28 protein-coding genes and 4 pseudogenes are annotated in these 25,496 nt (G+C 65.1%); 17 read left to right on the forward strand and 15 right to left on the reverse strand.

What is annotated here, in order from left to right:
• Window positions 1–112 precede the first annotated feature (112 nt).
• On the reverse strand, window positions 113–1,843 hold the full coding sequence (locus ACSKB9_RS01060) for a L,D-transpeptidase family protein (RefSeq protein WP_438071191.1): 1,731 nt from the start codon (window positions 1,841–1,843) through the stop codon (window positions 113–115).
• Window positions 1,844–2,066: 223 nt separating this feature from the next.
• Here ACSKB9_RS01060 and ACSKB9_RS01065 point away from each other — a divergent pair, with 223 nt between their 5' ends.
• The 4 genes from ACSKB9_RS01065 (at window position 2,067) to ACSKB9_RS01080 (ending at window position 3,936) form a co-directional block, all read left to right on the forward strand.
• The gene (locus ACSKB9_RS01065; protein ID WP_028332339.1) at window positions 2,067–2,624 is read left to right on the forward strand and encodes a CreA family protein; all 558 of its coding nucleotides are present in this window, start codon (window positions 2,067–2,069) and stop codon (window positions 2,622–2,624) included.
• 92 nt (window positions 2,625–2,716) lie between these two features.
• Window positions 2,717–2,890 carry a hypothetical protein gene (locus tag ACSKB9_RS01070; protein WP_438071193.1) on the forward strand — a complete coding sequence of 58 codons (174 nt, stop codon included), beginning with the start codon at window positions 2,717–2,719 and terminating at the stop codon, window positions 2,888–2,890.
• A gap of 447 nt (window positions 2,891–3,337) precedes the next feature.
• Complete coding sequence (locus tag ACSKB9_RS01075) at window positions 3,338–3,487, forward strand: hypothetical protein (RefSeq protein ID WP_438080624.1); 150 nt, start codon at window positions 3,338–3,340, stop codon at window positions 3,485–3,487.
• Between the two features lie 41 nt (window positions 3,488–3,528).
• Window positions 3,529–3,936 (forward strand): hypothetical protein, encoded by a 408-nt coding sequence (locus tag ACSKB9_RS01080; RefSeq protein WP_018271325.1) that lies wholly within the window; start codon window positions 3,529–3,531, stop codon window positions 3,934–3,936.
• 51 nt (window positions 3,937–3,987) lie between these two features.
• On the opposite strand, the gene ACSKB9_RS01085 is transcribed toward ACSKB9_RS01080, so the two are convergent.
• The 3 genes from ACSKB9_RS01085 to ACSKB9_RS01095 are packed head-to-tail and all read right to left on the reverse strand — an operon-like array spanning window position 3,988 to window position 5,955.
• Window positions 3,988–4,233 carry a DUF6719 family protein gene (locus ACSKB9_RS01085; protein WP_438071194.1) on the reverse strand — a complete coding sequence of 82 codons (246 nt, stop codon included), beginning with the start codon at window positions 4,231–4,233 and terminating at the stop codon, window positions 3,988–3,990.
• A gap of 11 nt (window positions 4,234–4,244) precedes the next feature.
• Window positions 4,245–4,394, reverse strand: a complete 150-nt coding sequence (locus ACSKB9_RS01090; protein WP_167350431.1) for a hypothetical protein — start codon at window positions 4,392–4,394, stop codon at window positions 4,245–4,247.
• 46 nt (window positions 4,395–4,440) lie between these two features.
• Window positions 4,441–5,955: a PLP-dependent aminotransferase family protein gene (locus ACSKB9_RS01095; RefSeq protein ID WP_438071196.1), complete on the reverse strand. Its 1,515-nt coding sequence runs from the start codon at window positions 5,953–5,955 to the stop codon at window positions 4,441–4,443.
• 106 nt (window positions 5,956–6,061) lie between these two features.
• On the opposite strand from ACSKB9_RS01095, the gene ACSKB9_RS01100 reads away from it, so the two are divergent.
• Both ACSKB9_RS01100 and ACSKB9_RS01105 read left to right on the forward strand, forming a co-directional pair.
• Window positions 6,062–6,754 carry a pyridoxamine 5'-phosphate oxidase family protein gene (locus ACSKB9_RS01100; protein WP_438080011.1) on the forward strand — a complete coding sequence of 231 codons (693 nt, stop codon included), beginning with the start codon at window positions 6,062–6,064 and terminating at the stop codon, window positions 6,752–6,754.
• A 54-nt stretch (window positions 6,755–6,808) separates the two neighbouring features.
• On the forward strand, window positions 6,809–8,086 hold the full coding sequence (locus tag ACSKB9_RS01105; RefSeq protein ID WP_438071197.1) for an ArgE/DapE family deacylase: 1,278 nt from the start codon (window positions 6,809–6,811) through the stop codon (window positions 8,084–8,086).
• Between the two features lie 193 nt (window positions 8,087–8,279).
• Here ACSKB9_RS01105 and ACSKB9_RS01110 read toward each other — a convergent pair.
• Window positions 8,280–9,066 (reverse strand): annotated as a pseudogene (locus tag ACSKB9_RS01110) (cobalamin-binding protein).
• Window positions 9,067–9,206: 140 nt separating this feature from the next.
• Between ACSKB9_RS01110 and ACSKB9_RS01115 the strand changes: the two are divergent.
• Both ACSKB9_RS01115 and ACSKB9_RS01120 read left to right on the forward strand, forming a co-directional pair.
• On the forward strand, window positions 9,207–9,605 hold the full coding sequence (locus ACSKB9_RS01115) for a PaaI family thioesterase (protein WP_057019919.1): 399 nt from the start codon (window positions 9,207–9,209) through the stop codon (window positions 9,603–9,605).
• Window positions 9,606–9,745: 140 nt separating this feature from the next.
• Window positions 9,746–10,370, forward strand: a pseudogene (locus ACSKB9_RS01120) (N-acetyltransferase family protein).
• A gap of 134 nt (window positions 10,371–10,504) precedes the next feature.
• Here the strand turns inward: ACSKB9_RS01120 and ACSKB9_RS01125 are convergent.
• The 3 genes from ACSKB9_RS01125 to ACSKB9_RS01135 form a co-directional block, all read right to left on the reverse strand.
• Window positions 10,505–10,813: a hypothetical protein gene (locus ACSKB9_RS01125; RefSeq protein ID WP_016843036.1), complete on the reverse strand. Its 309-nt coding sequence runs from the start codon at window positions 10,811–10,813 to the stop codon at window positions 10,505–10,507.
• Between the two features lie 89 nt (window positions 10,814–10,902).
• Complete coding sequence (locus tag ACSKB9_RS01130; RefSeq protein ID WP_438071200.1) at window positions 10,903–11,202, reverse strand: putative quinol monooxygenase; 300 nt, start codon at window positions 11,200–11,202, stop codon at window positions 10,903–10,905.
• A gap of 107 nt (window positions 11,203–11,309) precedes the next feature.
• Window positions 11,310–11,993: a DUF2161 domain-containing phosphodiesterase gene (locus ACSKB9_RS01135; RefSeq protein ID WP_438071202.1), complete on the reverse strand. Its 684-nt coding sequence runs from the start codon at window positions 11,991–11,993 to the stop codon at window positions 11,310–11,312.
• 343 nt (window positions 11,994–12,336) lie between these two features.
• On the opposite strand from ACSKB9_RS01135, the gene ACSKB9_RS01140 reads away from it, so the two are divergent.
• Window positions 12,337–12,474 carry a hypothetical protein gene (locus tag ACSKB9_RS01140; RefSeq protein ID WP_246668340.1) on the forward strand — a complete coding sequence of 46 codons (138 nt, stop codon included), beginning with the start codon at window positions 12,337–12,339 and terminating at the stop codon, window positions 12,472–12,474.
• Here ACSKB9_RS01140 and fabG read toward each other — a convergent pair.
• Window positions 12,471–13,151 carry a 3-oxoacyl-ACP reductase FabG gene (fabG, locus tag ACSKB9_RS01145; protein WP_028332327.1) on the reverse strand — a complete coding sequence of 227 codons (681 nt, stop codon included), beginning with the start codon at window positions 13,149–13,151 and terminating at the stop codon, window positions 12,471–12,473. The genes ACSKB9_RS01140 and fabG overlap by 4 nt on opposite strands.
• A 125-nt stretch (window positions 13,152–13,276) precedes the next feature.
• On the opposite strand from fabG, the gene ACSKB9_RS01150 reads away from it, so the two are divergent.
• Together ACSKB9_RS01150 and ACSKB9_RS01155 are read left to right on the forward strand one after the other, a co-directional pair.
• On the forward strand, window positions 13,277–13,966 hold the full coding sequence (locus ACSKB9_RS01150) for an SGNH/GDSL hydrolase family protein (protein WP_438071204.1): 690 nt from the start codon (window positions 13,277–13,279) through the stop codon (window positions 13,964–13,966).
• Between the two features lie 134 nt (window positions 13,967–14,100).
• Complete coding sequence (locus ACSKB9_RS01155; protein WP_035634033.1) at window positions 14,101–14,307, forward strand: hypothetical protein; 207 nt, start codon at window positions 14,101–14,103, stop codon at window positions 14,305–14,307.
• Window positions 14,308–14,377: 70 nt separating this feature from the next.
• On the opposite strand, the gene ACSKB9_RS01160 is transcribed toward ACSKB9_RS01155, so the two are convergent.
• Window positions 14,378–15,121: a tyrosine-protein phosphatase gene (locus ACSKB9_RS01160; RefSeq protein ID WP_438071206.1), complete on the reverse strand. Its 744-nt coding sequence runs from the start codon at window positions 15,119–15,121 to the stop codon at window positions 14,378–14,380.
• Window positions 15,122–15,272: 151 nt separating this feature from the next.
• On the opposite strand from ACSKB9_RS01160, the gene ACSKB9_RS01165 reads away from it, so the two are divergent.
• Entirely contained in the window at window positions 15,273–15,518 is a 246-nt protein-coding gene (locus tag ACSKB9_RS01165; RefSeq protein ID WP_438071208.1) for an MliC family protein, read from the forward strand.
• A gap of 92 nt (window positions 15,519–15,610) precedes the next feature.
• On the opposite strand, the gene ACSKB9_RS01170 is transcribed toward ACSKB9_RS01165, so the two are convergent.
• On the reverse strand, window positions 15,611–15,823 hold the full coding sequence (locus tag ACSKB9_RS01170) for a DUF2735 domain-containing protein (protein WP_050386610.1): 213 nt from the start codon (window positions 15,821–15,823) through the stop codon (window positions 15,611–15,613).
• 539 nt (window positions 15,824–16,362) lie between these two features.
• Between ACSKB9_RS01170 and ACSKB9_RS01175 the strand changes: the two genes are divergently transcribed.
• From ACSKB9_RS01175 to ACSKB9_RS01195, 5 genes and pseudogenes are all read left to right on the forward strand, one after another.
• Complete coding sequence (locus ACSKB9_RS01175; RefSeq protein ID WP_024581543.1) at window positions 16,363–17,397, forward strand: glutamine synthetase beta-grasp domain-containing protein; 1,035 nt, start codon at window positions 16,363–16,365, stop codon at window positions 17,395–17,397.
• 198 nt (window positions 17,398–17,595) lie between these two features.
• Complete coding sequence (locus ACSKB9_RS01180) at window positions 17,596–18,300, forward strand: GrlR family regulatory protein (protein WP_438071210.1); 705 nt, start codon at window positions 17,596–17,598, stop codon at window positions 18,298–18,300.
• Window positions 18,301–18,305: 5 nt separating this feature from the next.
• Window positions 18,306–18,991 (forward strand): annotated as a pseudogene (locus ACSKB9_RS01185) (substrate-binding domain-containing protein).
• 32 nt (window positions 18,992–19,023) lie between these two features.
• Window positions 19,024–19,845 carry a tetratricopeptide repeat protein gene (locus ACSKB9_RS01190; protein WP_438071212.1) on the forward strand — a complete coding sequence of 274 codons (822 nt, stop codon included), beginning with the start codon at window positions 19,024–19,026 and terminating at the stop codon, window positions 19,843–19,845.
• 63 nt (window positions 19,846–19,908) lie between these two features.
• A complete protein-coding gene (locus ACSKB9_RS01195; RefSeq protein WP_092086355.1) occupies window positions 19,909–20,058 on the forward strand; it encodes a hypothetical protein in 150 nt (49 codons plus the stop codon).
• 16 nt (window positions 20,059–20,074) lie between these two features.
• Here ACSKB9_RS01195 and ACSKB9_RS01200 read toward each other — a convergent pair whose 3' ends face one another.
• The 4 genes and pseudogenes from ACSKB9_RS01200 to ACSKB9_RS01215 form a co-directional block, all read right to left on the reverse strand.
• On the reverse strand, window positions 20,075–20,692 hold the full coding sequence (locus tag ACSKB9_RS01200; protein ID WP_438071214.1) for an Isoquinoline 1-oxidoreductase subunit: 618 nt from the start codon (window positions 20,690–20,692) through the stop codon (window positions 20,075–20,077).
• A 10-nt stretch (window positions 20,693–20,702) separates the two neighbouring features.
• Window positions 20,703–21,227 carry a (2Fe-2S)-binding protein gene (locus ACSKB9_RS01205; protein ID WP_438071216.1) on the reverse strand — a complete coding sequence of 175 codons (525 nt, stop codon included), beginning with the start codon at window positions 21,225–21,227 and terminating at the stop codon, window positions 20,703–20,705.
• A pseudogene (locus tag ACSKB9_RS01210) lies at window positions 21,224–23,999 on the reverse strand (xanthine dehydrogenase family protein molybdopterin-binding subunit). The gene ACSKB9_RS01205 and the pseudogene ACSKB9_RS01210 overlap by 4 nt, the downstream one beginning before the upstream one ends.
• Window positions 24,000–24,144: 145 nt before the next feature.
• Window positions 24,145–25,233: a hypothetical protein gene (locus ACSKB9_RS01215; RefSeq protein WP_438071217.1), complete on the reverse strand. Its 1,089-nt coding sequence runs from the start codon at window positions 25,231–25,233 to the stop codon at window positions 24,145–24,147.
• Between the last annotated feature and the right edge of the window lie 263 nt (window positions 25,234–25,496).

Consider the following 25,496-nt stretch of genomic DNA (forward strand, 5'->3'; position numbering starts at 1 on the left):
CAGATGTTCGTCGGGATCATAATCCGGGGGGGACGCGCAGGCTTTCAAGAAGGCGTTATTGCCGGAGGCGAGTAGCCCGGATGGAGCGAAGCGAAATCCGGGATCGATCGCCTCAACGCAGCGGCAGGATGAAGTCGGTGCCTTCGCCGGTCTCGCCCTGGTTTACACCGAGGTCGGAGACGATGATCGATCCGCCGGTGCCGAGCGCTTCGCTGATCCGCGCCATCACGTCGGCCGGAATGGAGATGCGGTCGAGCGCCTCGGCCGGACTGTTGGTCACCGGCTGCGGCCTGGCCTCGGCCACTGCTGCGGCCGCGACCTTGCGGCGATGCGAGGCACGCTCCTCGACGTCGATGCGGGCGACGTTGCGGGTCGGCAGCGTCACCACCGACCAGCGCAGCAGGTTCGCATCGGTCCTGTCGGCTTGTGCGGTGAACACATGGGTGCCGAGCGGCCGGTCGCTTGCCGCGATCGTCACCGGCACCTCGAACAGCGGTGCAAAATTCTGCCGCACGTAGAGCTTGGAATCCTTGCGGCTGATGAACACCGCAATCTGGCCGGCGCGCTTCGGCACGTCGATTCTGGCGGTGCCCGGCAGCCGCGCCGGATCCTTCTTGGCGTCGGGCCCATCAGCTGCGGTCGCTGCCTCGGCGGGCTTGTCAGCCGCCTTCGATGCATCGGCCTTCGGTGCGTCGGTCTTCGGTGCATCGATCTTGGGCGCCTCGGCAACACCAGGCTTGGCGGCGTCCGCCTTCGGCTCGTCGGCCTTGGCTTCCGCCTTCACCGGATCGCTTGCGGAGACCTCGCTCTTTGGCGTGTCGGTGCTGGCGGTGGTTTCGCCGACCGTCTTGTCATCTGTGGTCGCGTTGCTGTCGTGGCCGGCGGAATTGGTCTCGGCCGGCTTGTCGGCGGCGGCCGTCTCGGGCTTCACGGTCTCGGACTTGTCCGCTGCGATCTTCTCCGCGATGGCGTCGCGCGCCGTGGAAGAGGACGCATCGGACATTGTCACTGACGCACTCGCTGCCGGCATCGCGCTGCTGGCGTCGGCGGTGTGGGTGTTGTCGCGCAGCGACGCGGCGGCATGGCCGACGCTGCTGCGCAAATCGAGACTGGACTGCTTGTCGGCGCCCTTGTCGCTCTTCACGCCGAGCGGCGCATCCATCTTCAGAATGTCGTCGGCAACCGGCTGCTGCGGCGCCACCTTCTGCGTGACCAGCAGCGGGTGCGAGAAACTCTCCGGCGAGATCGTGCCCGGCGTGACGAAGACGCGGGCGCCCATCCGCGTCCAATTGTACATCTTGACCGCGAACGACATCGGCATGCGGATGCAGCCGTGGGACGCCGGATAGCCGGGCAGCACGCCGGCGTGCATGGCGATGCCCGACCAGGTGATGCGTTGCATATACGGCATCGGCGCGCCGCTGTAGATGTTGGACTGGTGATACTTCTGCTTCTGGATGACGCTGAAGACACCCATCGGGGTCGAATGCCCCTTCATGCCGGTCGACACCGGGCTCTCGGCATAGAGGCCGTTGGCGTCGTAGAGGCTGACCCGCTGCTGGTCGATCGAGACCGAGATGATCAGGGGACCTTGCGGCTTGCTGCCGGCCTCCTTCTCGATCGCCGGATTCTTCTTGGCTGTGTTGCGCTTCGGCTTCTGCCGGTGCGGCTGCGGCATCGGCTCGTAGTCGCCGTAGAAGGCGGAGTCGCGGTTCCAGTAATAGAGCGCTGCATCGGCCTGCGTGGAGGCGGCGACGGTGCCGGCGGTCGTCAGAATTGCCAGCTGCCAGAACCGCTCATTCGCGAAGTCAAAAACCGAAATCCGCCGTCCACCTGCGCGCATATTCCGAATCCCAGTCCAAACTACATGTTGGTTGTCGCAGACGCACAACGCGTTCACCAGCGCAAGCGATCTAACCCTTCCGTGAGGGCGGTATTTTCGACGAAAGAGTAACAAAAAAGCCTCACAAGAGGTTAAAGCGCCGCGTTCGATCACCGAACTGTCAGCGCCTTCCTGTGCGGCGTTTGCGCACTACATAGGCGGGACCCACCCCGCGGAGACCTCAATGACATCGAGAACTGTGAGCTTGTGTGACCTGCGACGGTTGTCTCGATGGGGATGCGCGGTGCTGCTGATGTTGCTGGCTTTGGGGCAGGCGGGTCCTGCGGTCGCGGCCGACGAGCCGGACCTGATCTTCCGCCGCTCCACCGTGTTCAAATGGGTGAGCCCCAACGACAAGCTCGCGACCTATGGCGTCGACGATCCCGAGGTCGAGGGCGTCGCCTGTCACTTCACGGTGCCGGAGAGGGGCGGCTTCAAGGGCTGGCTTGGCCTTGCCGAGGAAGTCTCCGATATCTCGCTGGCTTGCCGGCAGATCGGGCCGATCCGCTTCAAGACCAAGCTCGGACAGGGCGACGACATGTTCAGCAAGCGCCGGTCGCTGTTCTTCAAGAAGATGCAGATCGTGCGCGGCTGCGACGCCAAGCGCAATGTGCTGGTCTACATGGTCTATTCGGACCGCCTGATCGAGGGCTCGCCAAAGAACTCGACGTCGTCGGTGCCGATCATGCCGTGGGGCGCGGCCGATGCTGCCGTGCAGAAGTGCGGCGAGTTCATTCAATAGCTGGAGCAGGGGCTTGGCCCAGGCGGCTGAGGCGGTGGGCGAGCTAGCGCTCGGTTTGCCCGAACTGCTTCGCGCTGATGCCAAGGCCCGGTTTGACCTTCGAGTTCGCGGCAGCCGACGAGGCGGACCAGCTTCTGCGGCGCGCACTCATTGTCGCCCATCACATAGGCGCCTTGCTGCGGCATCGCGGCCGTCATCTGCTGCTGGCCGGATTTGCTCGCCGCGGATTCATTGCCAACACCAATGTTGCCATTGCCCACGACTGACATCCTTCGTTGGATCGGGAGGGATTACGACAACGTGCCACCGCGAAGATGGTTGCACGGCGCCCAGACATGAGTCGACGAAACCGCCGCCCGGTTCACCGCAGCCCTTGCTGTGCTGCTTCCTCTCTCAGCAGAGGAAAGTTAACAAAGCGCGCTAGCTCGTTCAGTTTGCACGCATAATTGGCCGTCGCTCCGGCAGTGGCCGGGGCCGGGCGTTGGCCGCGCGAAGTTTTCAACAGCCTTTCAGCCACGCTCCTGCCGCTGAAATCATTGGTGTTTTCAGCCGAATGTTTCGTGGACCGCCGGTCGACGAAACAATTCGAGTTCCGACGAAACCATTTTTGGCTTGTTCCGCAGAACTCCGGAAACGGCAGATCGTTATCAGACCGTCACATAAGGGCGCCGGACGCCGACGAGCGGAATAACGGAGACTGTCAGATGCGAACCATGAGCCTGATCCTCGCCTTCGCCTTTGTGATGGCCGGTTCGTCAATGGCAGGCTCGCCGGACAGCGGTTTGCCCGGGATTGGCACCTTCTCCTATAACGGCTCGCCGGTAGTCACCCCGGTCCCGATGGTGCTGGCGCAGGCCAACTGAGCGCGACGCAAAAAACAGAACTGCCGGTAAAGGCTCTCCCAATGGTGCTCCGTATCTGTTCCGCCGCGATGTTGGCATCGCTTGTCCTGATGGGGCCCTTGGCGGGCGCCGCGCAGGCCCAATCCCAGCTTCCCCTCGAATCGATGCAGATCCGCTCGCTGTACCGGGTGCCTGAACCGCGCGACGAGTTCGTGCGGCAATGCGCGCCGCATATGCTCGGCCGCTGGGCGCATCCCGAGGCCGTGTGCGGCTGCCTGCACGACCACGCCGCCGCGACGGTAGACGATCCCGACCTGCGCCAGGCGCTGCTGCGCGGCATCAGCGAGACCGGCGTGCCGACCATCGAGACCGATTGGGTGCCGCCGTCCAAGCAGGGCGAGATCGGGCCGACCTTCACCAAGATCGCCAAGCCGACCCTGCAATGCATGTTCGAGCCGGTCTCGAACTGAGCCGCGCCTCAAAGCAATGAGGACCGCAGCGCCTCGCGACAGCGGGGCGTTTTACTTTTTGGCGAGGCGGGGCACGCAGCTGCTGGTCCGCACCACGCCGTTCTGGCTCAGCCTGGAGCCGACGACCTGCTCGATCTGCCCGGCCGGGCACGAGCCGTCATCGACAAGGACGCGCTGGCCGACCCGCAGATCGGCGATGTCGCCCTCGCGCATGTAGGACTGCTCTGCTGCGGCGGATTGAGTCATCGCGCCAAGAGCTGCGACGCTGACCAGCGCGACGAATCCCAAGCGCGGCATCGCAGCCTCCTTCACTTGTTCTGGATCTTGAGCCCGTCGGGGCCGACATTGATCTGAAGGCCTTCAGGTTGTTTGTTCGCCTGATAAAGATTGTAGCCGAGCATGCCTGCGATCACGACCAGCGCCGCGATCACGAGATACAGGACGTTGCGATTTGGCATCCGGTATCTCCGTAAGCGGACACTGACTGAACGCGGGCGACCTTAGTCAAGTGACTGCGATTCTCCTAGAGCGCTGCGGCTTGGCGGATGGCTTGACCGACGCCTTGCGCGTCGCGCGCAGCGCGGCGAGCGTAGTCTTCGCCAGTCGTTCCGCCGACGCGACGAGTTGCGGAACCGGGTGACCGGAAAATCCCAGCACGAAGCCAGGCAATGGGCGCGCGCGATGATAGGTCTCGGCGAGCAGCCAGCCGCCGACGCCGGCATTAGCCTTTGTCTGCGCGGCAATCAGCGGATCGGTCGCGGGATCGAGCCGCGCCACGAGGTGCAGGCCCTGCGAGGGCACGGGAACCGTGAGCTCGCCTTCGGATGCGCTCACAAGCGTCGACGCCAGGACGTCGCGCGCCTCGCGATAGAGTTTGCGCGATTTGCGCAAGTTGGCCGCGAAGGCGCCGGAGTTCAGCATGTCGGCGACCGCGCCTTCCATCAACGTGGCGGGAAAGCGGTCGAGCGCGGCGCGCGCCGCCGTCACCGGGCCGATCAAGGCTTCGGGCAGGGCGCAATAGCCGATCCGCAATCCGGGAAACAGCGTCTTCGCGAACGTGCCCATGTAGATCACGCGGCGCAGATGATCGATGCCGGCCAGCGACAACAGCGGCGCGCCGTCGTAGCGGAACTCGCTGTCGTAGTCGTCCTCGAACACGAAGGCGCCGGCGTCCCGTGCCCAGTCGAGCAGTTCGAGCCGGCGCGGCATCGACATCTGCACGCCGAGCGGAAACTGGTGCGAGGGCGTGACATAAGCGGCGCGCGCTTGCGGCGCGGACGCGCGCCCCTTGTCGATGCGCATGCCCGACATGTCGACCGGCACCGACACCGGACGATAGCCGCAATGCTCGATCGCGCGCCGCGCCGCCGGATAGCCGGGGTCTTCGCACCAGACCTGGTCGCCGGGCTTGAGGATCGCCCCCAGCACGATGCGCAGGGCATGCAGCGTGCCCGAGGCCAGCATGATCTGGTCGGGATCGCAGCGCAGCCCGCGCGCCGATAGCAGATGGTCCGATATCGCCGCGCGCAACTCGCTGCTGCCGCGGGGATCGCCGTAATGCAGATGCTCGGACCCGAACGCGCGCAGCCTGCGGCCGGCAAAGGCGCGGAAGCGCTGCAGCGCGCGCTCGTCAATATGGGTGCAGCCGAGCGACAGCGCGTTGTGCTGTGGCGGCTCGATCGCGATCCTTGCGCGGCGCGGTGCGGCGGCCTGCGCCGGAATGCGCGCCGCGACGAAGGTTCCGGAGCCCGTGGTTGCCACCGCAAAGCCGTCGGCGATCAGCCGCTCATAGGCCGTGGTGACGGCGTTGCGGCGGAAGCCGGTCTGCTTGGCGAGCGCGCGCGACGGCGGCAGCGGCTCGCCCGGCTTGACGAGGCCGCCGACGATCGCGTGGCACAGCGCCTGATAGAGCCGCTGCTGCGAGGCCGCGCCGGGGGTGACGTGCGGGCCGGCGAGGTCGAGCGGCAGCTCGGCCTTGCGCGCCGCGGGCTCCCGGGAATTGGTCGGAATTTTTCGCATGGAATTGGCACTATCGCAGACCAAATGGGCCGCTACAACTCTGGACAGATTCCAGATTTCGAAAAGGCTCACCGTGACCGAAGGCGCATCCACACCGTCCTATCCCATGTCGTCCCGCAATCGCGTGAAGCGGCGCCACGACCGCGGCTTCTACGACCACGTCACCGTGCACAAGATCCTCGACGCCTCGATGCTGTGCCACGTCTCCTACGTGATCGACGGCCAGCCCTATTGCACGCCGACCTTCTTCTGGCGCGAGGGCATCAGGCTCTACTGGCACGGCTCGAGCGCGAGCCGGATGCTGGAGAACCAGTCCGAAGGGCAACGCGTATGCCTGACGGTCGCCCATCTCGACAGCCTGGTGCTGGCGCGCTGCGGCTTCAACCACTCGGCCGACTATCGCGCGGTGATGGCGTTCGGGTCAGCCTATCTCGTCACCGATCCCGCAGAGAAGGAACGCGCGATCGTCGCGATGGTCGACCGCTTCTTTCCCGAGCGCACCGCGAGCCTGCGTGCCAGCAACAAGCAGGAGATCAAGGCGACCTCGTTCATCGCGATGGAGATCGAGGAGGCCTCGGCAAAAATTCGCGCCAAGGGCGTCGCCGACGATGACGAGGATTACGAGTTGCCGATCTATGCCGAGCGCATTCCGGTGCGCACCGTGCTCGGCGCGCCGGAGCCGTGTCCACGACTGCTTGACGGCGTGACGCGGCCGAAGACGCTCGATGGTTATTCGGAGGGCCGGCTGCTCGAAGATGCATTGCGGGATTCCTATTTTGCGCAATACCCCGCGGAGTGAAATCGGGCTACGCTGCGGCTCCCGCCCGATCTGTTTTCCCGATGGAGCCAAAGCATGACTGCCGAGACGCAACAACGAATCCTTGCCGCCGTTGACGAGGGATTCGATGCGCAGCTTGCGACGACGCAGGCCTTTGTGGCGATCCCCTCGACCCGCGGTGCTGAGGGGCCGTGCCAGGACATGATCGGCGATCTCCTGCGCGAGCGCGGCTACGAGGTCGACGACTGGCACATCAATCTCGACGAGCTGAAGGATTTGCGCGGCTTCGGCCCGATCGAGCATGATTTCTCGAAGGCGCGCACGGTGGTCGGCACTTACCGCCCGGCCAGCAATGCCGGCAAATCGCTGATCCTGCAGGGCCACTGCGACGTGGTGCCGACCGGTCCGCTCGAGATGTGGGAGACGCCGCCGTTCTCGCCCGTCATCAAGGACGGCAGGATGTATGGCCGCGGCGCCTGCGACATGAAGTCCGGCACGATCGCCGCGCTCTACGCGCTGGATGCGATCGGGAAGGCCGGCCTGAAGCCGACGGCGCGGATTCACTTCCAGTCCGTGATCGAGGAGGAGAGCACCGGCGTCGGCGCGCTCTCGACCTTGCAGCGCGGCTATCGCGCCGATGCCTGCTTTATCCCGGAGCCGACCAACGGCACGATGATCCGCTCGCAGGTCGGCGTGATCTGGTTCCGCCTGAAGGTGCGCGGTTTCCCGGTGCATGTGTTCGAGGCCGGCGCGGGCTCGAACGCGATCATGGCGGCGTATCATCTGGTGCATGCGCTGGAGAAGCTCGAGATCGCCTGGAACGAGCGCGCCAAGGCCGACCGCCATTTCAAGGGCGTCAATCACCCGATCAACTTCAATCCGGGCATCATCAAGGGCGGCGACTGGGCCTCCAGCGTGCCGGCCTGGTGCGACGTCGACTGCCGCATCGCGGTCTTGCCGGGCTGGTCGATCGCCGAGTGCCAGAAGGAGATTCTTGCCTGCGTGTCGGCGGCGGCGCGCGATCATCGCTTCCTCTCCAATAATCCGCCGCAGGTCGAATGGTCGGGCTTCCTGTCGGAAGGCTACGAATTGGTGAACTCCGAGGCACCGGAAGCTGCCTTCGCCAAGGCGCACCAGGTTGTCTATGGCGGCGCGGTGGAAGACCGCGCCTTCACCGCGTTGACCGACACGCGCTTCTACGGTCTGAACCACAACATCCCGAGCCTCTGCTTCGGCGCCAGTGGCGCGGCGATGCACGGCTTCAACGAATATGTCGAGCTGGAGTCGCTGCGGAAAGCGACCAAGGCGATGGCGCTGTTCATCGCGGAATGGTGCGGCGTGGAGACGGCATAACGCGCTCTCGCTCATGTCATTGGAATCACCGTCTTGTGCGTGATTGCGCAACAAATTCGCTGTCGTCCCGGCGAAGGCCGGGACCCATAACCACAAATCTTGCTTGTTGTGCAGCGCTGCGAGGACGAGTCCCGATCACAACATTAGCCGCGGAGTATGGGTCCCGGCCTGCGCCGGGACGACGCTGGAGGTTTCAGCGCTCCGCCCACAACGCCTTCACGATCGCATCGAGCCCGTCAGTCAACGCCGCGGGGCCGGGCTGCAGGATGATGGGCGACTTGATCTCGATGATGCGGTTGTTGCGCACCGCCGGGATGTCGCTCCAGCCCTCACGCCTGCGGATGCGGTCGGGCACGACCTTCTTGCCGCACCAGGAGGCCAGGATCACGTCGGGCATCGCCGCGCGCACCGCGTCAGGCGTGACGATGCGATCCTTGGCCGCCCTTTGAACGAGCAAATGCGGCAGCGCGTCCTCGCCGCCGGCGATCTCGGTCAGTTCGGACACCCAGCCGATGCCGCTGATCAGCGGATCGTCCCATTCCTCGAAATAGACCTTTGGCCGCGGTGCCGGACGCGGCGTTGCCGCGATCGTCGCCAGCCGTTGTTCGAGGTTTTGCGCGAGCCGATCGGCGCGGTCGGCGGCACCGACCATTGCGCCCAGACTGCGGATCATCGCGAGGATGCCGGCGACGTCGCGCTGGTTGAAGACGTGGACGGCGACGCCGGCGCGCACGAGATCGGCGACGATGTCGGCCTGCAGATCGGAGAAGGCGAGCACCAGATCGGGGTCGAGCGCCAGGATCTTTGGCATGTCGGCGGAGATGAACGCCGACACGCGCGGCTTCTCTCGGCGGACCTGCGGTGGCCGCACCGCATAGCCGGAGACGCCCACGATGGCGGTCCTGCTCTCCGAGCAGATAGAGCGTCTCGACCGTCTCTTCGGTCAGGCAGACGATCCGGCGGGGAGGGAAGTCGCGCATGGCGGGCGGTATGCAGGCTCCGAGGCACATTGTCACTGATGTCATGACGTCATTTGCGCCATTACCTCAGACGTCATTGCCGGGCCCGCTCGGGCAATCCAATATCAACCTCGAAGAAGGCTACAAAGCAGGGAGTGCCCATGACGCCGCTCGAAAAGATCCAGTCGATGAAGATGCCGTTTGCGGAACTGAAGGGCGTGACGTTCATCGAGGCCGACCAGGACCGGGTGGTCGCGAAAATGGTGGTGCGGCCGGACCTCTGCACCCTCCGCAACACGATCCATGGCGGCGCGGTGATGGCCCTTGCGGACTCGGTCGGCGCCGCCGCGACCGTGATCAACCTGCCTGGGGACGCCAAGGGCACTACGACGCTGGAGAGCAAGACCAACTTCATCGGCGGCGCCAAGGAGGGGACGACCGTGATTGCGACCGCAACACCGGTTCACCGCGGGCGGCGGACCCAGGTGTGGCAGACCAGGCTGGAGACCGAAGACGGCAAGCTGGTCGCGGTGGTGACCCAGACACAGCTGGTACTATGATGGGGTGATAATGTGATTTTCCAATCACCACATGCCTTAATTGAATGAATCTCGGCACTTGAATTTTATGGTGCGTCGCACAATATAGGTATTGCTAGGGACTCGACGCCTCCTCGAGGGCTACCAAGAGGAGTTATGAAATGAACTATGATTCCATTCGTTCGACGGCCGCCAAGGGCACCGTGCGGACGTTGAGCCAGCAGGAAGAGCTTCCGCTGCTGCGCGATCACCTGCTGCGGCTGGATCGCACCAGCCGTCATGATCGTTTTCATGGCTTCATCGACGACAGTTTCATCCGCCGCTACGCCGAGCGCTGCGCCAATGACGGCACGGTCATCATCGCCTATTTCGAGGACGGCGTGGTCCGCGGCGCGGCCGAGTTGCATCCGCCGGAGCAGTCTCCGGATGCCCAGCCCGAGATCGCTTTCAGCGTCGAGCGGTCGGCGCGGCGGAAGGGCGTCGGCAGCACCCTGTTCCGCAAGCTGATCGCCGAGGCGCACGCCAAGGGCTACGGCAGCCTGCGCATCACCACTGGCGCACAGAACGATGCGATGCGGGCGCTCGCCACCAAGTTCGGTGCCCAGCTGACCTTCCGTCATGGCGAGTTCGACCGGCAGCATCGACCTGAGCGAGCAGCAGCAGCCCGAAGCGGCGCCGGCTGTCGCCGCGGTGACGCCGGTCGAGGCTGCGCACGCGATCGTCGAAATGAACCGCGCGTATTGGCGCATGGTGATGCAGATCTCCGGCTGGGGCCGGGCGGCCTGAATCGGAAGCGTTTCCAAGCGAAGTGGATACCGGTTCGCGTGAAGGACACGCGCCCAACAAGAATTCGGATCAAACGAAAAGGGCAATCCACTCAATGGATTGCCCTCTTTCTTTCAGCAATTGGATGGTGCGTCTCAGGTGCCGGTGCGCTTGTCGGTCGCAAAGCGGCGGACCACGCGGCGCTCGACTACCACGGAGCGCTGCGCGCCCTGTTCGCCGGCGATGACACGGGTTGCCGTGCCGGTGCGGGCACTGACGCGCGCGGTCTTCTTCACCTCGGCGAGCACGTCGTCATAGGGCAGCCCCATCAGGGCCGACGCGATCTCGGCCTGGGCCTCCACGTCATCGGTGATGCCGATGGCAGCGAAGATTGCTTCTTCCAGCGTCGGCGGATCATGCCGCACGCGCCGGGTGCCATACTTGGTGTTCCAGTCTCCGCTCATCGCCGCCTCATCATTGAATCGCGGGAGATACGTAAGGTCCCCAATGTTGCATTGCAATATGAATGTGAGATGGCAATCCAGCCATGCAGCTAGAGTCTCTCAATCTTGTGAGCGTCATAAAGTTCGATGGTGGTCGCCGCAGCCGCGAGAGATTGCAGCGAGCGGACGAAAGCGCGCGACGCAGGGACCGCGAAATGGGCCGCCAGCGCGGCGCGGTCGGCCCATTGCTCGAAGAACACCAGTCTGAGCGAATTCTCGCAGTCGACATGGACCGCGTGGGAGATACAGCCGGGCTCGGTGCGCGAGCGATGAACATGTTCAAGGCTCAGCCGCCGCACCTCGTCGAACGAGTTGGGGCGGGCGGTGACGCTGCCGGTGACGACGATCATGATTTCCCCCTCCAATGCGCGATGAAGCCAAGTCATCATCGCGCTTTAGGTTCTTGTTCGAGCATGATCTTTTCGGAAAACCGCTTCGCACTTTTCCGGATCATGCTCTACGGGATGGCTTCTGCCCCGGATGCACTCGTCTGTTGCTGCGGCCAGCGCTTCAGCGCGGCGCGGCCGGCATCGGTCAGCACATAGATGCCGCGCTCGGCGCGATCGAACCAGCCATAGACATTATGCAGCAGGATCTTGCCGGCGTCGGGAATATCTGCGCGGAGGTCGCGCACCCGCCGCGGCCCATCCGAAAGCGCACAGGCGCAGGCCAGCGCCTGCTGCCGGTAGGCGGTCATGATCGGCGCCCGCGTCGATCCGCCCATTGCGGGATCGCCCTTGCGCTTCCGGTGCTCGTTGATCAGCCGTGAACGCTTCTTCGGATTGCGGCGGGGCGCCGCCGTCGGCGGCGGCACCAGCACCTCGACGTCGCCGCGATCGGTCACGCCGAGCATGCCGAAGCCGAGCCGCCGGCACAGATTGCGATAGCGCGCGTCGCTCTCGCGGCCCTTGCCGCGGGCCGACACCTTTGCCGCGATCCAGACTTCGTCGGCGGCGCCGGCGCGATCGACCGCCTGCAGGATCAGTTCGAGATTGAAGGCGAGCTTGAGTTCACCGATCACGACGACCGGTGGATCATCGCCGCTCAGCGCCACGAGGTCGCAGCCGCCGATCTCGCCCTTTACCGTGAAGCCGAGCTTTTCCAGGAAGCGTTTGACGGGCAGATAAAGCGCGGTTTCCAACAGGCAGGCTCCTGCGGCATCGGCCGCGAACTCGGTGCGTCAGCATAGCCCGGAATTGGGCCCGCCGAGGGCGGATGGAATTTGCGCAAGGCAGGGCCGAACGGCTATTGTCAGAACCGGGACCAGGCGCAGCTCATGATCCGGAACGGGCTCTATCACATCACCGTCGAATTTCTCGACGGCGTCTCTGGCGGCAACCAGGGCGTCATGGTGCTGCGCGACGGACAGATGCGCGGCGGCGAACTCGTTTTTCTTTGCCTACGGCAGCTACACCGCCGCCGATGGCAAGTGGAAGGGCGAGGTCACCAACGAGGAGCATTCGCCGACCTATGGCGAGCGTCCGGTGTGGGAACGCAAGGTGGTCACGATCGGATTTACCGGCACCTACACCGACCAGACCGCCGAAGGTGACGGTATGGCGCTCGCCGGCAAGCAGAGCATCCGCTTCAGGTCGAAGCTGCGGCTGCTGGTTGCGGACTAAACCCTCCCGTTCACCGGCAGCAGCGCGCCGGTGACGGCGCTCGCGGCATCGCTGGCGAGGAACAGGATCACGTCGGCGAGCTCCTTCGGCGTCACCCATTTGGAGATATCGGCTTTCGGCATCGCGGCGCGATTGGCGGCGGTGTCGATGATCGAGGGCAGCACCGCGTTGACCGTGACCTTGCCCTTCAGTTCCGCCGCGAGCGACTCGGTAAGGCGGTGCACGCCGGCCTTCGAGGCGGCATAGGGACCCATGCCGGAGGCCGCCTGCAAGGCGCCGAGCGCGCCGATATTGATGATCCGCCCGGCGCCCGACTTGGTGAGATGCGGAATGGCGGCGCGCGAGGTGTTGAGCGCCGTCATCACGTTCATCGCATACATGCGCTGCCAGGTCGCCGGATCGCCGTCGCCGACCGCCTCGAAAGTAAAGCCGCCGGCGATGTTTATCAGCCCGTCGAGCCGGCCGAAATGCGCGGCCGCCTTGTCGATCGCGGCCGTCGCCTGCGCCGTGTCGGTGAGGTCGACGCCGCCCAGCTCGATATGGTCGGCCGTCGCCGCAAGCGTTGACGCGGCATGATCGATGCCGGCGACGCGCGCGCCGCGCGCCAGCGCCTCTGTGGCGACCACTTTGCCAAGCGCGCCAAGGGCGCCCGTGATGACGATGGCTTTTCCGTGCATGGCGGTCTCCGCATTCGCGAGCAAACGAATGCCCACTATGATCAGGCGGAATTCATTTGCAATGCCGCCAATTTCGCCACCTACTGCGCGCATTCATCAATTCATTCACCTCAAGGATGTTTGCTATGCCGACACCCAGACCGTGCGAAACCCATCCCGATCTCGTCAGGTTCGGACATAAGCTGCCGCACTTCGCGGATGCGCTCCGGCATCAGCGCAAGATCAAGCTGGTGGCGCTCGGATCGTCCTCGACCGCGGGCGCTGACAACATCCTGCCGTTCCCGCCGCGGCTCGAGATGCTGCTGCGGCAACGCTTCTTCGGCCGAATGATCGACGTGATCAATCGCGGGATCGGCGGTCAGGAGGCGCCGGAGGAGTATTCGCGCATCGAGTCCGACGTGACGGCCGAGGCGCCGGTGCTGGTGATCTGGCAGGTCGGCACCAACGCCGTCTACAAGAGCTACAATCCGGCCGAAGTGCGCGCGACGCTGGAGGCGGGGCTCGGCGTGCTCACAGCGCTTCCGCTTGACGTCGTCGTGATGGATTCCCAGTACACGCAGGCGATCGTCGGCACGGAAGCTGCGCTCAATCTCGCCAACGTGATCATGCCGATGATCGCCGAAGTCACTGCAAGCAAGAAGGTGAATCTGTTCAGCCGCTTCGCGCTGATGAAGCGCTGGACCGATGACGGGATTCCGCTCGCCGAGCTCGACGATGGCGGGCAGCTTCATACCAGCGAATGGGCGACCAATTGCGTGACCCAGTCGCTGTTCGGCGCGATCGACGACGCCTTGAAGCCGGAGGCGATCACGTAAGCCCAACGACGTCGGCCCGACTACGTAAGACTACGGGGTTGGGCCTGTTGGATAAAATTTGCAGTAGTTCTGTAAGTCGTTTGCAGAACCCTTTCCTTAGAAGCGGAACTCCAGCCAAGGCAGGGGTTATGCGAATGGGAAATCTTCCGGATCACGGTTTACCGCTGGTTCAGCTTAAGGAGCAGCGGCGCGATCTCGTGGTGGCGCTGCAAAACCGCAAGGGACCAGTGGGCAGCTGGGAATTGATGCAGATCGCCGCGATCCAGCAGGCGATCTCGGCGTTCGAGGATGTGATTGCCGACCTCGATGCGGAGCTCGAGCTCGAGGCCGCAGCGGCCTGAGCTTTTTTAGTTCAGCCGCGTTTTCTTCGCGAACCGGTGTGCACGTCGCTCGAAAAGTCGGGCGAACGGGTCAGACCTGCAGATAGCGGCCTTCAAGCGCCTTGCGCTCGGCCTGGCCGAGCCCGAGGCCTTCGCGGAAATAACCGTCGAGGCTGCCATAGTCGGCATCGATCGCCTCGAATGCAGCCTCCAGAAATGCCGCGCGCACGGTGCCGAGCACCTGCTTGACGTCGTCAGGCAGCTCGGTGCTGTGGGCCGGGTCGCGCTTGTAGAACTGGTTGGTCAAGAGATAGTCGTCCGCGATCACCTGCTCGGACACGCCGAGCGCGTGCAGGATCAGCGCGCAAGCAAAGCCGGTGCGGTCCTTGCCGGCGGTGCAGTGGATCACGAGCGGCGCCCGGTCTTCCAATAGATGGACGAACAGCGTGCGGTAGCGCGCGGTGTTGTCCTGCACATAGCCCCGGTAGGAGTTCCGCATCACGTCGATCGCATCGGCTTCCGAGAGCTGACGGTTGCTGGCGATCTCGCGCAGCGAAGCCACCACGGTCGGCTCGACGGGAAGTGAATGCACGGTGACGTCGCTCATGCCGCACAGCGCCTCGGCGCGCTCGGCGACGCCGCGAAAATCGAACGCGCTCCTGACCCCGAGCGAGCGCACCACGGCGACGTCCTGCTCGGTAAGATGCGCAAGATGGTTGGAGCGGAAGATCTGGCGCCAGCGCACCGTCCGCCCGTCGCGCGTCTGGTAGCCGCCAAGGTCGCGAAAATTGCTGGCGCCGGCGAGATTGAGATGACGGGCAGGGGCTTCGGACATCGGGCGGGCCTGTTGCAGCTGATGAGGTCTTGGCGCAGGAATAGCGGCGCAGACAGGTCTATAACCGGCCCGTTGGGGGGAGAATATGACTTATCGCGGGGGCGCCATTGTCATCGGCGCAATTCTTTTCGAGCTCTTTGGTTCCTCGAACGTGTCGGCGCAGTCCGCCTTCCGGAATTATCGCTGCGCTGACGGCACGCAGTTCATTGCCGGGTTCTTCAACGGGGATACGCGCGCGCATCTGCAACTCGACGGCAAGGCGGTGACGCTGAAGAAGCGCCTGTCGCTGACGGGCACGCGCTATAAAGGTGGCGGGGTCACGCTTGAGATCAGCCGGGCCGGGCTTGCCAGGCTCCGGCATGCGAGGCGGCCGGCGACGGCATGCGAGCTGGCATAAATAAAAAGGGCCGAAACGCTCGCGTTCCGACCCTTGTTATTGCTCTGCTGCTGTCTGACGTTTTTGCGTCGCGCCCCTCGATCGCATCGGCATCAGTGATCGCGGCCCGGCTTGGCGTCGTCGATGGCCGCCTGATGGTACCAGCTCTCGCTGCAGGCCGAGGTCTCGACTTCAGCGGCGAGTTCGAGCGCGGTCCGCGCCTCGCCGTAGCGGCGTCCGCCGAGAGCCGCGCGGCCCCCTGCCGGGAATTGATAGATCGTTGCCGATCCCTGGATCGGTCCTTGGTTTTGGCCCGTGGTGATCATGTCAAAGTCTCCTTTGGCCGGAGCGAGCCTCCATGGTGCGCCCGACTCATTCGCGTGTGGTTACCGTGTTTTCGATATCGGCCCGGGCTGGGCGGGGTGCAAGTGAACAAGAAATAGTCATTGCTTGATCAATTCGTGGGCAGATTCGGGTTTGCATCCTGTGAGGCAGGATGCTGCTGACCAACGCTTGAGCCGCGACGATGGTTGCGGGGCACCCGATCGTTGGACACGAACTGTCACATGGCCCTGCCGCCGCATTAAGCGGCAGGCGATGCCGTAGCCGAATTTGCTGCAGAAACGGGCGGCGGAGGGCGCTGGGAGAAGATTTTGACTGACCGCGGCGCATGTCAGCCGCGCTGCTATGTCGCAGAAAAAAATGCGATCTCCGCTGTGGACATCCGCGGCCGGGCGGCCGCCGCAGTGCAGCGACTGGCATTTTAATTGCTTAGTAAGAGCCGGCCGATGGTGGCCGGGTACGCGTGCGGCGGCCGACTGGCTTTCGGTTCCTCACGGTTTTGCATCATCAACAGAGAGGTTCAATGACCAAGTACAAGCTCGAGTATATCTGGCTCGACGGATATACGCCGACGCCGAGCCTGCGCGGTAAGACGCAGATCAAGGAATTCGCGTCGTTCCCGACCCTCGAACAGCTTCCGCTGTGGGGCTTTGACGGTTCGTCCACCCAGCAGGCTGAAGGCCACAGCTCTGACTGCGTGCTGAAGCCGGTCGCCTGCTATCCCGACGCCGCGCGCGAGAACGGCGTGCTGGTGATGTGCGAAGTCATGATGCCCGACGGCAAGACGCCGCATGTCTCGAACAAGCGCGCCACCGTTCTGGATGACGAAGGCGCCTGGTTCGGCTTCGAGCAGGAATACTTCTTCTACAAGGACGGCCGTCCGCTCGGCTTTCCGGAAGAGGGTTATCCGGCGCCGCAGGGCCCGTACTACACCGGCGTCGGCTACAAGAACGTCGGCAGCGTCGCCCGCAAGATCGTCGAAGAGCATCTCAATCTCTGCCTCGCCGCCGGCATCAACCACGAAGGCATCAACGCCGAAGTGGCGAAGGGCCAGTGGGAATTCCAGATCTTCGGCAAGGGCTCCAAGACCGCCGCTGACCAGATGTGGATGGCCCGCTACCTGATGCTGCGCCTCACCGAGAGCTACGGCATCGATATCGAATTCCATTGCAAGCCGCTCGGCGACACCGACTGGAACGGCTCGGGCATGCACGCCAACTTCTCGACCAAGTACATGCGCGAAGTCGGCGGCAAGGAGTACTTCGAGAGCCTGATGAAGGCCTTCGACAAGAACCTGATGGATCACATCGCCGTCTACGGCCCGGACAACGACAAGCGCCTGACCGGCAAGCACGAGACCGCGCCCTGGAACAAGTTCAGCTACGGCGTGGCTGACCGTGGTGCCTCGATCCGCGTTCCGCACTCCTTCGTCAACAACGGCTACAAGGGCTATCTGGAAGACCGTCGCCCGAACTCGCAAGGCGACCCCTACCAGATCGCTTCGCAGATCCTGAAGACGATCTCCGAGGTTCCGACCGGCGCCAAGGCTGCGGCTTAAGTGGCTGCGGCCTAAGCTGCTATCGGACCCGGATGGAGCCATCCGGTACCGCAAATCGGGTCCGCCAGGGCGACAGCCTTGGCGGACCTTCGCTATTTAGCGATACCCTTTGCAGGCGGCGTTCCGCCGAAACCGGTTTCGCTGCGTTATGAACCGCGCTAGATAACGGGTGCATCTTGGCTGCCGGGGATGCGGCGCTTGTTTGAGGGGTTTTACAAGGTCCGGTTCGAACTCGGCGGCGCCGTCGGCCGCGGCGTGATGTATGTCGGCGATGGCAAGATGCTGGGCGGCAATTCGGCGTTCGCCCATATCGGCACCTACGAGAAAGCCGGCGACGAGGTCGCAGTCGAGATCCAGACCGTCCGCCATAACCCCGATCCGAACTACCGCGCGATGGCCGGTACCGATGACGCCACGCTGATTGCCAAAGGCCGACCGGACGGCGACCTCTACCGCTTCAAGGGCGAGCTGAAGGAGTTGCCCGGCGTGCCGTTCCAGTCGGTGATGACGCCGATCACCGAGGGGGACATCCCGCTCGCCGGCGGGGTCGGCGAGGGCGGCGTCATCAACGGGCTCTATTCGATCCACATCCGCGTGCTCGACGGGGTCGACGGCGGCCTCACCGGCGTGATGCTGCTGAACAGCGGCCGCATCCTTGGCGGCGACGCTTTCTTCTACTATCTCGGCACCTACACCTCCGAGAAAGGCCGCTGGAAGGGCCAGATCCTCAATCAGGAGCACACTTCGGCGATGGGCGAGAACCCGATCTTTGGCGGCCACGAGGTCGGCATCGGCTTTGCCGGCACCTGCGACGCCGAGGGCGCCGTGCTGGAGGCGACCGCGCTTGCCGGCAAGCGCAGCCTGCGCCTCACGGCCGCGCTCAAGCTGATGCGGCGGGCATAGGCCATATGGGCAATTCGGTTCGCGTTCTTTCGACACTGGCGCTGAAGGGCGCGGTCGCGCGGCTCGCCGCTGCCTATCAGGCGGCGAGCGGTGTTGCGATCGACGCCGATTTCGCCCCGACGCTGGCACTACTCGAACGCCTGCGCGGCGGCGAGGGCTCCGATCTCGTGATCCTGACCCGCCAGGGCCTCGACGAGATGATCGGCGAGGGCCGCGTTGCGCGGGAAAGTGCCGTTGATCTCGCGCGCTCCTATGTCGGCGTCGCGGTGAAGGCGGGGCGGCTCATCCCGACATCGCGACTGAAGCCGCGCTGCGTGCGGCGCTGCTCGGTGCGCGGGCGGTGGCCTATTCGCGGCTCGGCGCCAGCGGCATCCTGTTCGCGCAGCTGATCGAGCGTCTCGGCATTGTGGAGGCGATCAACGCGCGGGCGGTGATCATTCCGAGCGGCTTCACCGCGGAGAAGCTCGTCAGCGGCGAGGCCGACCTCGCGATCCAGCAGGTTAGCGAGTTGAAGCAGATCGAGGGCATCGAGGTCGTCGGGCCGATTCCGCTGGATTTGCAGACCCCGGCGGTGTTCTCCGCCGGCCGCATGGCAGCCTCGCAGCGCGCAGCGGCCGCCGGTCATCTGCTGCGCTATCTGTCGTCGGCTGATGTCGCGCCAGTGCTGCGCGAGACCGGGCTCGAGCCTTGAATTCGCCCGCACCGCGACGCAACCTGCTGGTCATGTTCAAACCACTTCACGCGATTGTCTTCGCTGTGGCGCTGGCCGCGCCCGTGCTTGCCCATGCGCAATCGGCCGACCTCGTGCTGTGCGACCGGCTTGCCGCCGATCCCACCGATCCCGACAAGCCGGCCGACGTGAAGGGCGTGCCCGACATCGCGTCGGCCGACATCGCGACCGCGATCAAGTACTGCGCGGTGGCCGCAAGATCGTCGCGCCGCGCGATGTACCAGCTCGGCCGGGCCTATGCCGCCAACCGGCAGACGGCGGAAGCCGCAAGCGTTTGGCGCAAGGCCGCCGACAAGGGCTCGACCTCGGCGATGGTCGAGCTCGGCGTGCTCTACGGCAACGGCACCGGCGTTGCCAAAGACGAGGCGCAGGCCCGCAAATTGTTCGAGCGCGCGGCGCAGGCCGGCAACGCGCGCGGCGTCAGCAATCTCGCCGCGCTCGGCGGCGGCGGCGCGGCAGCTGATCCGGCACGCGCGCGCGAATTGCTCGCCAAATCCGCCGAGACCAATGCCGAAGCGCAGTACCAGCTCGGCATGATGCTGGCCGAAGGCCAGGGCGGCGCGCAGGACGATGTCGGCGCGCGGGCGCTGTTCGAGAAGGCCGCTGCGCAGAACCATCCGGGCGCGCTGGAGCGGATGGGCGCCTTCGCGCAGGCCGGTCGCGGCGGGCCGAAGGACAGCGATGCCGCGAAAGCTTATTACGAGCGGGCGGCGGCGCTCGGCGACGAGGATGCCAAGAAGGCGCTGGAGCGGGCCCGCTGTCCCTATGTCATCAAGGACAAGCGCGGCAATCCCGTGACCAATCTCTGCTTCTAACCGAACTGGAACGCTCGCCGCGGCATGTCGTTGACATGCGAAAGGCATTGGCGAGGCGTTGCGATGATCCGCAAACTAAGTTCCGGCGAGTACCGGCTGTATTCCCGCAAGGTCAATCCGAAGACCGGCAAGCGCCGCAATCTCGGCACCTTCAAGTCGCGAGCGGCGGCGGAGAAGCACGAGCGCGACGTGCAGTATTTCAAGCGCCACTAGTTCGTGCGTTGCGCAACTAAGGCGCTGGGTAAGCCGCGCCGGTCTTCACCCAGGCCTCGACCAGCGCGCTGGCCTGCGCCTGCGTGCCCGGTGCCGGTGCGCGGCCGAAGCCGGGATGCCAGGCCCAGCCCACCAGCGTGTCCTTGCCGATATGCTCGATCAGCTCCTCGACCTTGCGGCCGCCATTGCGTGCCGGGTCGCGGATTTGCGCGCAAATCTCGCCGACGGTCTTGCCGGCCCATGCCATCTCGCGCGGCGCAAGGTGCCATTCCGGGTGTCCCGGCACCCGACCGGGGTCGAAATTGGCGTGCTGGTGACAGATCGAGCAGCGCATGGCGTCCTTGCCGCGGCCGTCGGCACCGCGCGTCACCGGTGGCTGATGCATGCGGCTGATATCGCCCTGCCGCGGGCTGTCGCCGGCGGGATGGCAATTGGTGCAGCGCGGATGCGTCAACACCTTGCCGAGCTCGGTGAAGATCGCCGCCGAGCGCTGCTCGACATTCTCGATGCCGGCAAAGCTTTCGGGCGAGGCGAGGGCGTGGCTCGCGCTTTCCGACGCCGCGTAGCCTGCGCACAGGCTGGTCACGAGCGCCGTCAGCACCGCAACGATCCGAAACCGCGTTTCCGATGGCATTCTTGCGCGCTCACTTGCTGGCGGTCAGATAGCGTTTGGCATCGGCGAGGATCACGTCGCGCACCGCCTGGTGATACTTGATGTAGCCGGTGCAGCGGCACAGATGGCCGTCGAGCGCATCCGCAATGACGCTCTCGAGTTGATCCCGCGCTACTGGCGTCTTCGCCAGCCGTTCGAGCAGCACCTGGCCCTCGTTGAGGAAGCCGGCCGTGCAATAGCCGCACTGGAACGCGAAGTGGTCGATGAAGGCGCGCTGCAACGCCGAGAGTTCGCCGTCCCTGGCGTGGCCCTCGACGGTGCGGATCGCCTTGCCCTCGAAATTCGCGGCCGGCACCACGCAGGTCGGGGTGGTGTAGCTCGTGCCGTCGGGATTATCGATGATGACGGCACAGCTCAGGCATTGCGCGGCGCCGCAGCCGAACTTGGTGCCGGTCATCCCGAGCATTTCCCGAAGGAAATCGTTCATCGAGAGGTCGTCGCGGACCTCGATCGGGCCGTGCTTCTGGCCGTTGATGGTAAGGTTGAGCGTCGTCACGCCAGCGCTCCCTTGAGCAGGCTTGTTGTCACCGGCAATGAGCGGAAGCGGTGGCCGGTCGCATCGTTGATGGCGTTGAGCAGCGCCGGCACGATCGGGATCATCACCACCTCGGCCATGCCCTTCGGCGGCTCGTCCGGCGTCAGCGGCGGCAGCATCTCGATCTCGAGATCGTGCAGCGGCAGGTCGGAGCCGCGCGCGATCAGGTACTGGCCGAGATTCCACTGCCCGTTGCCGGGGCCGCCTTCGAACGGGGGCAGGGTTTCCAGCAATGCGTAGCCGACGCCCATCGCGAACCCGCCGTGCGATTGGCCGAGCACCACTTCGGGCACCAGCGCCTGGCCGCATTCGAACACGCTGTAGGCCTTTGCGATGCGCAAGCTGCCGGTCGCGCGCTCGATCTCGACACGGACCAGCGTGCCGCACATCGAGGTGTAGGCGGTGCCGATCCGGTTGTTGTCGGTCGGCGGGAATTTCACGCTTGTTCGGTCGATCCGCTCGAACTGGCTCCGGCCGCGACGAATAGCGAGCGCGTCGATCTCGGCGCGGTACTGCTCGCCGAACAGCGGGAAGCGGGCGCGCGACCAGGCCCAGCGCGAGAAGCTGTGCGTGATGGCGCCGGTGACGAAGCCGCGCGCATGCGCGGTCGCGGCAAGCTTCGGCAAGGGCAGCGGCGCGAGATCGTCGAGCGCCAGCTGGCCATCCTTCCAGTGCGCCTTGTCCCATTGGCGGGCGCGGGGATCGGCCTTGGCGATGTGCCAGAGCTCGAGCGCCGCCGGCCACAGGCCGAAGCGGAAGATGATGCGGGCCGCCTCGGCCGACGAGTGCGTGCCGACATGGGCGCCGATCGACGCGCTGGTCGCCGAGCTGATCGCGGGCACCCAGCGCGGGTTCCTCTCGGCGATATCTTGGGTCTTCTGATCCATCGTGTAGGGATCGCCCGAGGTAACGAGGCCAAGCGCGTCATAGCTGTCGACGCGGGAGACCGCGACCTCATCGGCGACGGCGCCGAGATGGCTCGCGACCCGGTTGGCGAGCGCGGTGCCGACGCCATTGCCCATTTCGACGTGGTCGCAGTGGATCGCGATCCGTCCTTCGGCATCGATCTCGACCCGGCCGAGCGAGCAATCCGCACCCGAGCCGTAATCCTTGGTGACGCAAGCGACGCCGGTGCCGACCAGCCGCCCCTCCGGCGCCTTCTGCTTAAAGTCAGCGCGCTGCCGCCAGATCGGATGCTTCTCGAGCTTGTCGAGGATGTCTGATGTGCGCACCGACACGATGTAGGGATTGCCGGTCATGGTCCGGCCGTTCTGCTTCAGCGCATTGTTGCGCCGGAATGCGATCGGATCGACCTTGAGCTCGCTCGCCGCCTCGTCGATCAGGACTTCGAGCGCGGTCATGGTCTGCAGCGTGCCGTAGCCGCGCATCGAGCCTGCGGTGACGCCGCGCGAATGCAGCGCCACGGTGGTGACGTCGACTTTCGGGATGTCGTAGATACCGATCGCAGCCGTCGCGGCAACGACCGCGACATTGGCGGAGAAGTTGGCGAGCCCGCCGCCGTCGAGCACATGGTCGGCGGCGAATGCCGTGATCTTGCCGCTCGCGCGATCGATGCCGATCCGCGAGCGCATCTTGATCGGGTGGCGTTTGATGCCGCCCTGGAATTGCTGGTAGCGGTCCTGCGCCAGCCGCACCGGACGGCCCGGAAAGAACATCGCCGCCAGCGCCACGTAAAGCACGAACGGGGTATGGTCGCGGCCGCCGAAGCCGCCGCCGACATGGGCGAACTGCGCGTTGATGTGCGAGGGCCGGAACGGCGGGCGAGCCTTGCCGAACATGAAGGCGATCGAACTCGGTCGCCTCATAGGGCGACTGCACGCCGAGCACCAGTTCGAGATTGCCGCTGTTGTCGCTGTACCAGGCGAGCCCGCTCTCCGGCTCGAGGAACATCGGATCGACCGACTGGGTCTCGAACTCGCGGTCGAGCACGAGCTGTGTCGGATCGTCCTTGGCGAGTTGGGCGCGGATCGCTTCGCCATGGGTTGCGGCCTTGGCGTAGTCGGCCTTGGTCTCCTTGGCGAGCGGCAGCCAGACCGGCAGCGCCGCGTTCTGGATGCGGCTCGGCGAAACCCAACCGGCCTGGATCGGCGAATAGACGTCGGGCGCGTCAGGCGAGGCGCCCGCCACGCGCGTGAAGCGATACGCGCCGTAGTTCGGCAGGATGACCGGCCCGGTCTCGTCGCCGAATTTGACGAAGCCGCCGTCGCGCAGCGCGAGGCGCGCGCGGTCGAAGGCGTCGAACTGCTCGAAGATCAACAGCGCGACCGGTTGTCCGAGATAGAGCGGCGTCTTGCCGACCGGGCAGAACAGGTCGCCGGTGTAAAACTCCGGGACCCGCGTGCCGATCCGGTCGAGATCGGCAGCGGTTACGATAACCGACGGCTTTGCCGGACCATCGAGACGGGCGAGGTCCATGCCGGCATAGACATGCGTCGCGTCATCGGCGCGGACCAGGATGGCGTGCGCGGTGGTCGCGGGCCAGCCCGGCATGTCGGCGGCGCGGAAGTCGGACGCGTAGAGTTTTGCGCCGGTGACCTTGGCGACGCCGTCGACACGGCCGGCGCCCTTTTCCGCCGGGTTGAAATGGCCGCGGCCGGGCAGCGTCTCGCGGGTCGCGAAAGCCGGTTCCTTCGCCAGCGCCAGATGCGACAGGCTGACCGAGATGCCGCCTGCCGACAACCACTTCACGAAATCGCGTCGCGAAGGCCGCATGGTCTGATCTTTCATCGACACCTCGACGACGGCATATCGCGCCGGGGTTTAACAATTGGTGCAATACACGCGAAAGTATTGCGGCAAAGCGAGCGCAACCGCAACGCCGCAATAGGTCGTAGCTGCCTCACTTGTTGCTTTGGGCTCACTTCAGGTCGGCGATGGTGGCCGGTCCCGGACCTGGCGTGATCAGCGTCGGCCACTGCTTGGAACCGAACGGCACCAGCGGCGGCAGGAAGGCGGTCATGCCGCGCTTCTTGGTCTCGGCAATGATCGCCTCGCGCGCGTCGCCCCCCATCAGCTCATAGTCCATCAGGTGATAGCTGCCGAAGAACAGCGCGCCGACCGAGCGGTCCGCGATGATCCGGGTCAGCGACTCCAGCATGTCCGACGGCGTCGTGGTGAAGGAGATCGTCTCGATCAGCATCAGGCGGCTGTTGATGGCGTCAGGCCCGAAGAACTGCGCCAGCACGCTGAAGATCACGTTGTTCTGCCGCGCCACATAGATCGTGTTGCTCGCGCCGTAGGTCTTGTCCCAGTCGGCGCCGAGCTGGGATTTCCAGTCGGCCATGACCGTCATCCAGTGCGCGACCTGGGTCTGCGCGGCCCAGGCGACGTTCTTGGCGAGCAGCGGCGCCTGCTTCTTGCCGAACGCCTCGAGCGTCGCGAAGGGGATCGCGCCGGCGGTGAGGCATTCATCCATGAAGGCGATGTTGTTCTTGAGGATGGCACGGTTGTTGTCGCGCCAGTCCGCCTGCATCGGCGTGGCATCGAGCCCGTCGAGCGCCGACTGCATCCGGCTGCGATAGGCCTGCATCGACCCGCGCCATGCCTTGTCGTCGGGATTGTTGACATAGGGGCCGACCACCTCGGCCAGCGCCATCGTGCTGTGGCCGACCGATTTGAGCAGCTGATAGACGATCGGCACCTGCGGCGCCTCGGTCGGCGGCTTGCCCGGCCGGTACAGGATCAGGCGGCCGCCGGCGCCGGAGAACAGGCCGAGGATCACAGGGTGTTTGTCGAGGATGTTCTTCTGGAAAATCCGCGCCGCATCGCCATAGAGCTCGAACATGCCGGTGTTGAGCGCGAGCACGTCCTTGGTCGCGACGTCGGCCGGCGTTGATGAGGTCTTACCGGAGATCGGTCCCATATAGTCGGGCAGCGACTGCGCCAGGGCTGTGCCACCGCTGCCGAGCAGCAGCGCCAGCGCCGCCAGGCCAAGGCGATTGATCATGTGATGCTCCTCGAAGCCTCGCCTGTGTCGAGGCCGGGTGCGGCCGCGCGACCATTGGCGGAATGCGCAAATGCTTGGACACAATGAACTGGGAGATCAGAGAACCGGCAGACCGGATCCCGCGTGACGCAGCACGACGCGGGCGGTGCCTACAGCTAAGCGACGAATTGGCCGCTGTCCACACCCGGACATCGCGGGTTTGCCTGCGCCAAAAGACGCAATGGTGCGGCGTTCGGCCCGGTGCTATGTGGCGAACAGAATCA

Source organism: Bradyrhizobium sp. BR 1433 (assembly GCF_051547665.1).
GTDB classification, from domain to species: domain Bacteria; phylum Pseudomonadota; class Alphaproteobacteria; order Rhizobiales; family Xanthobacteraceae; genus Bradyrhizobium; species Bradyrhizobium australafricanum.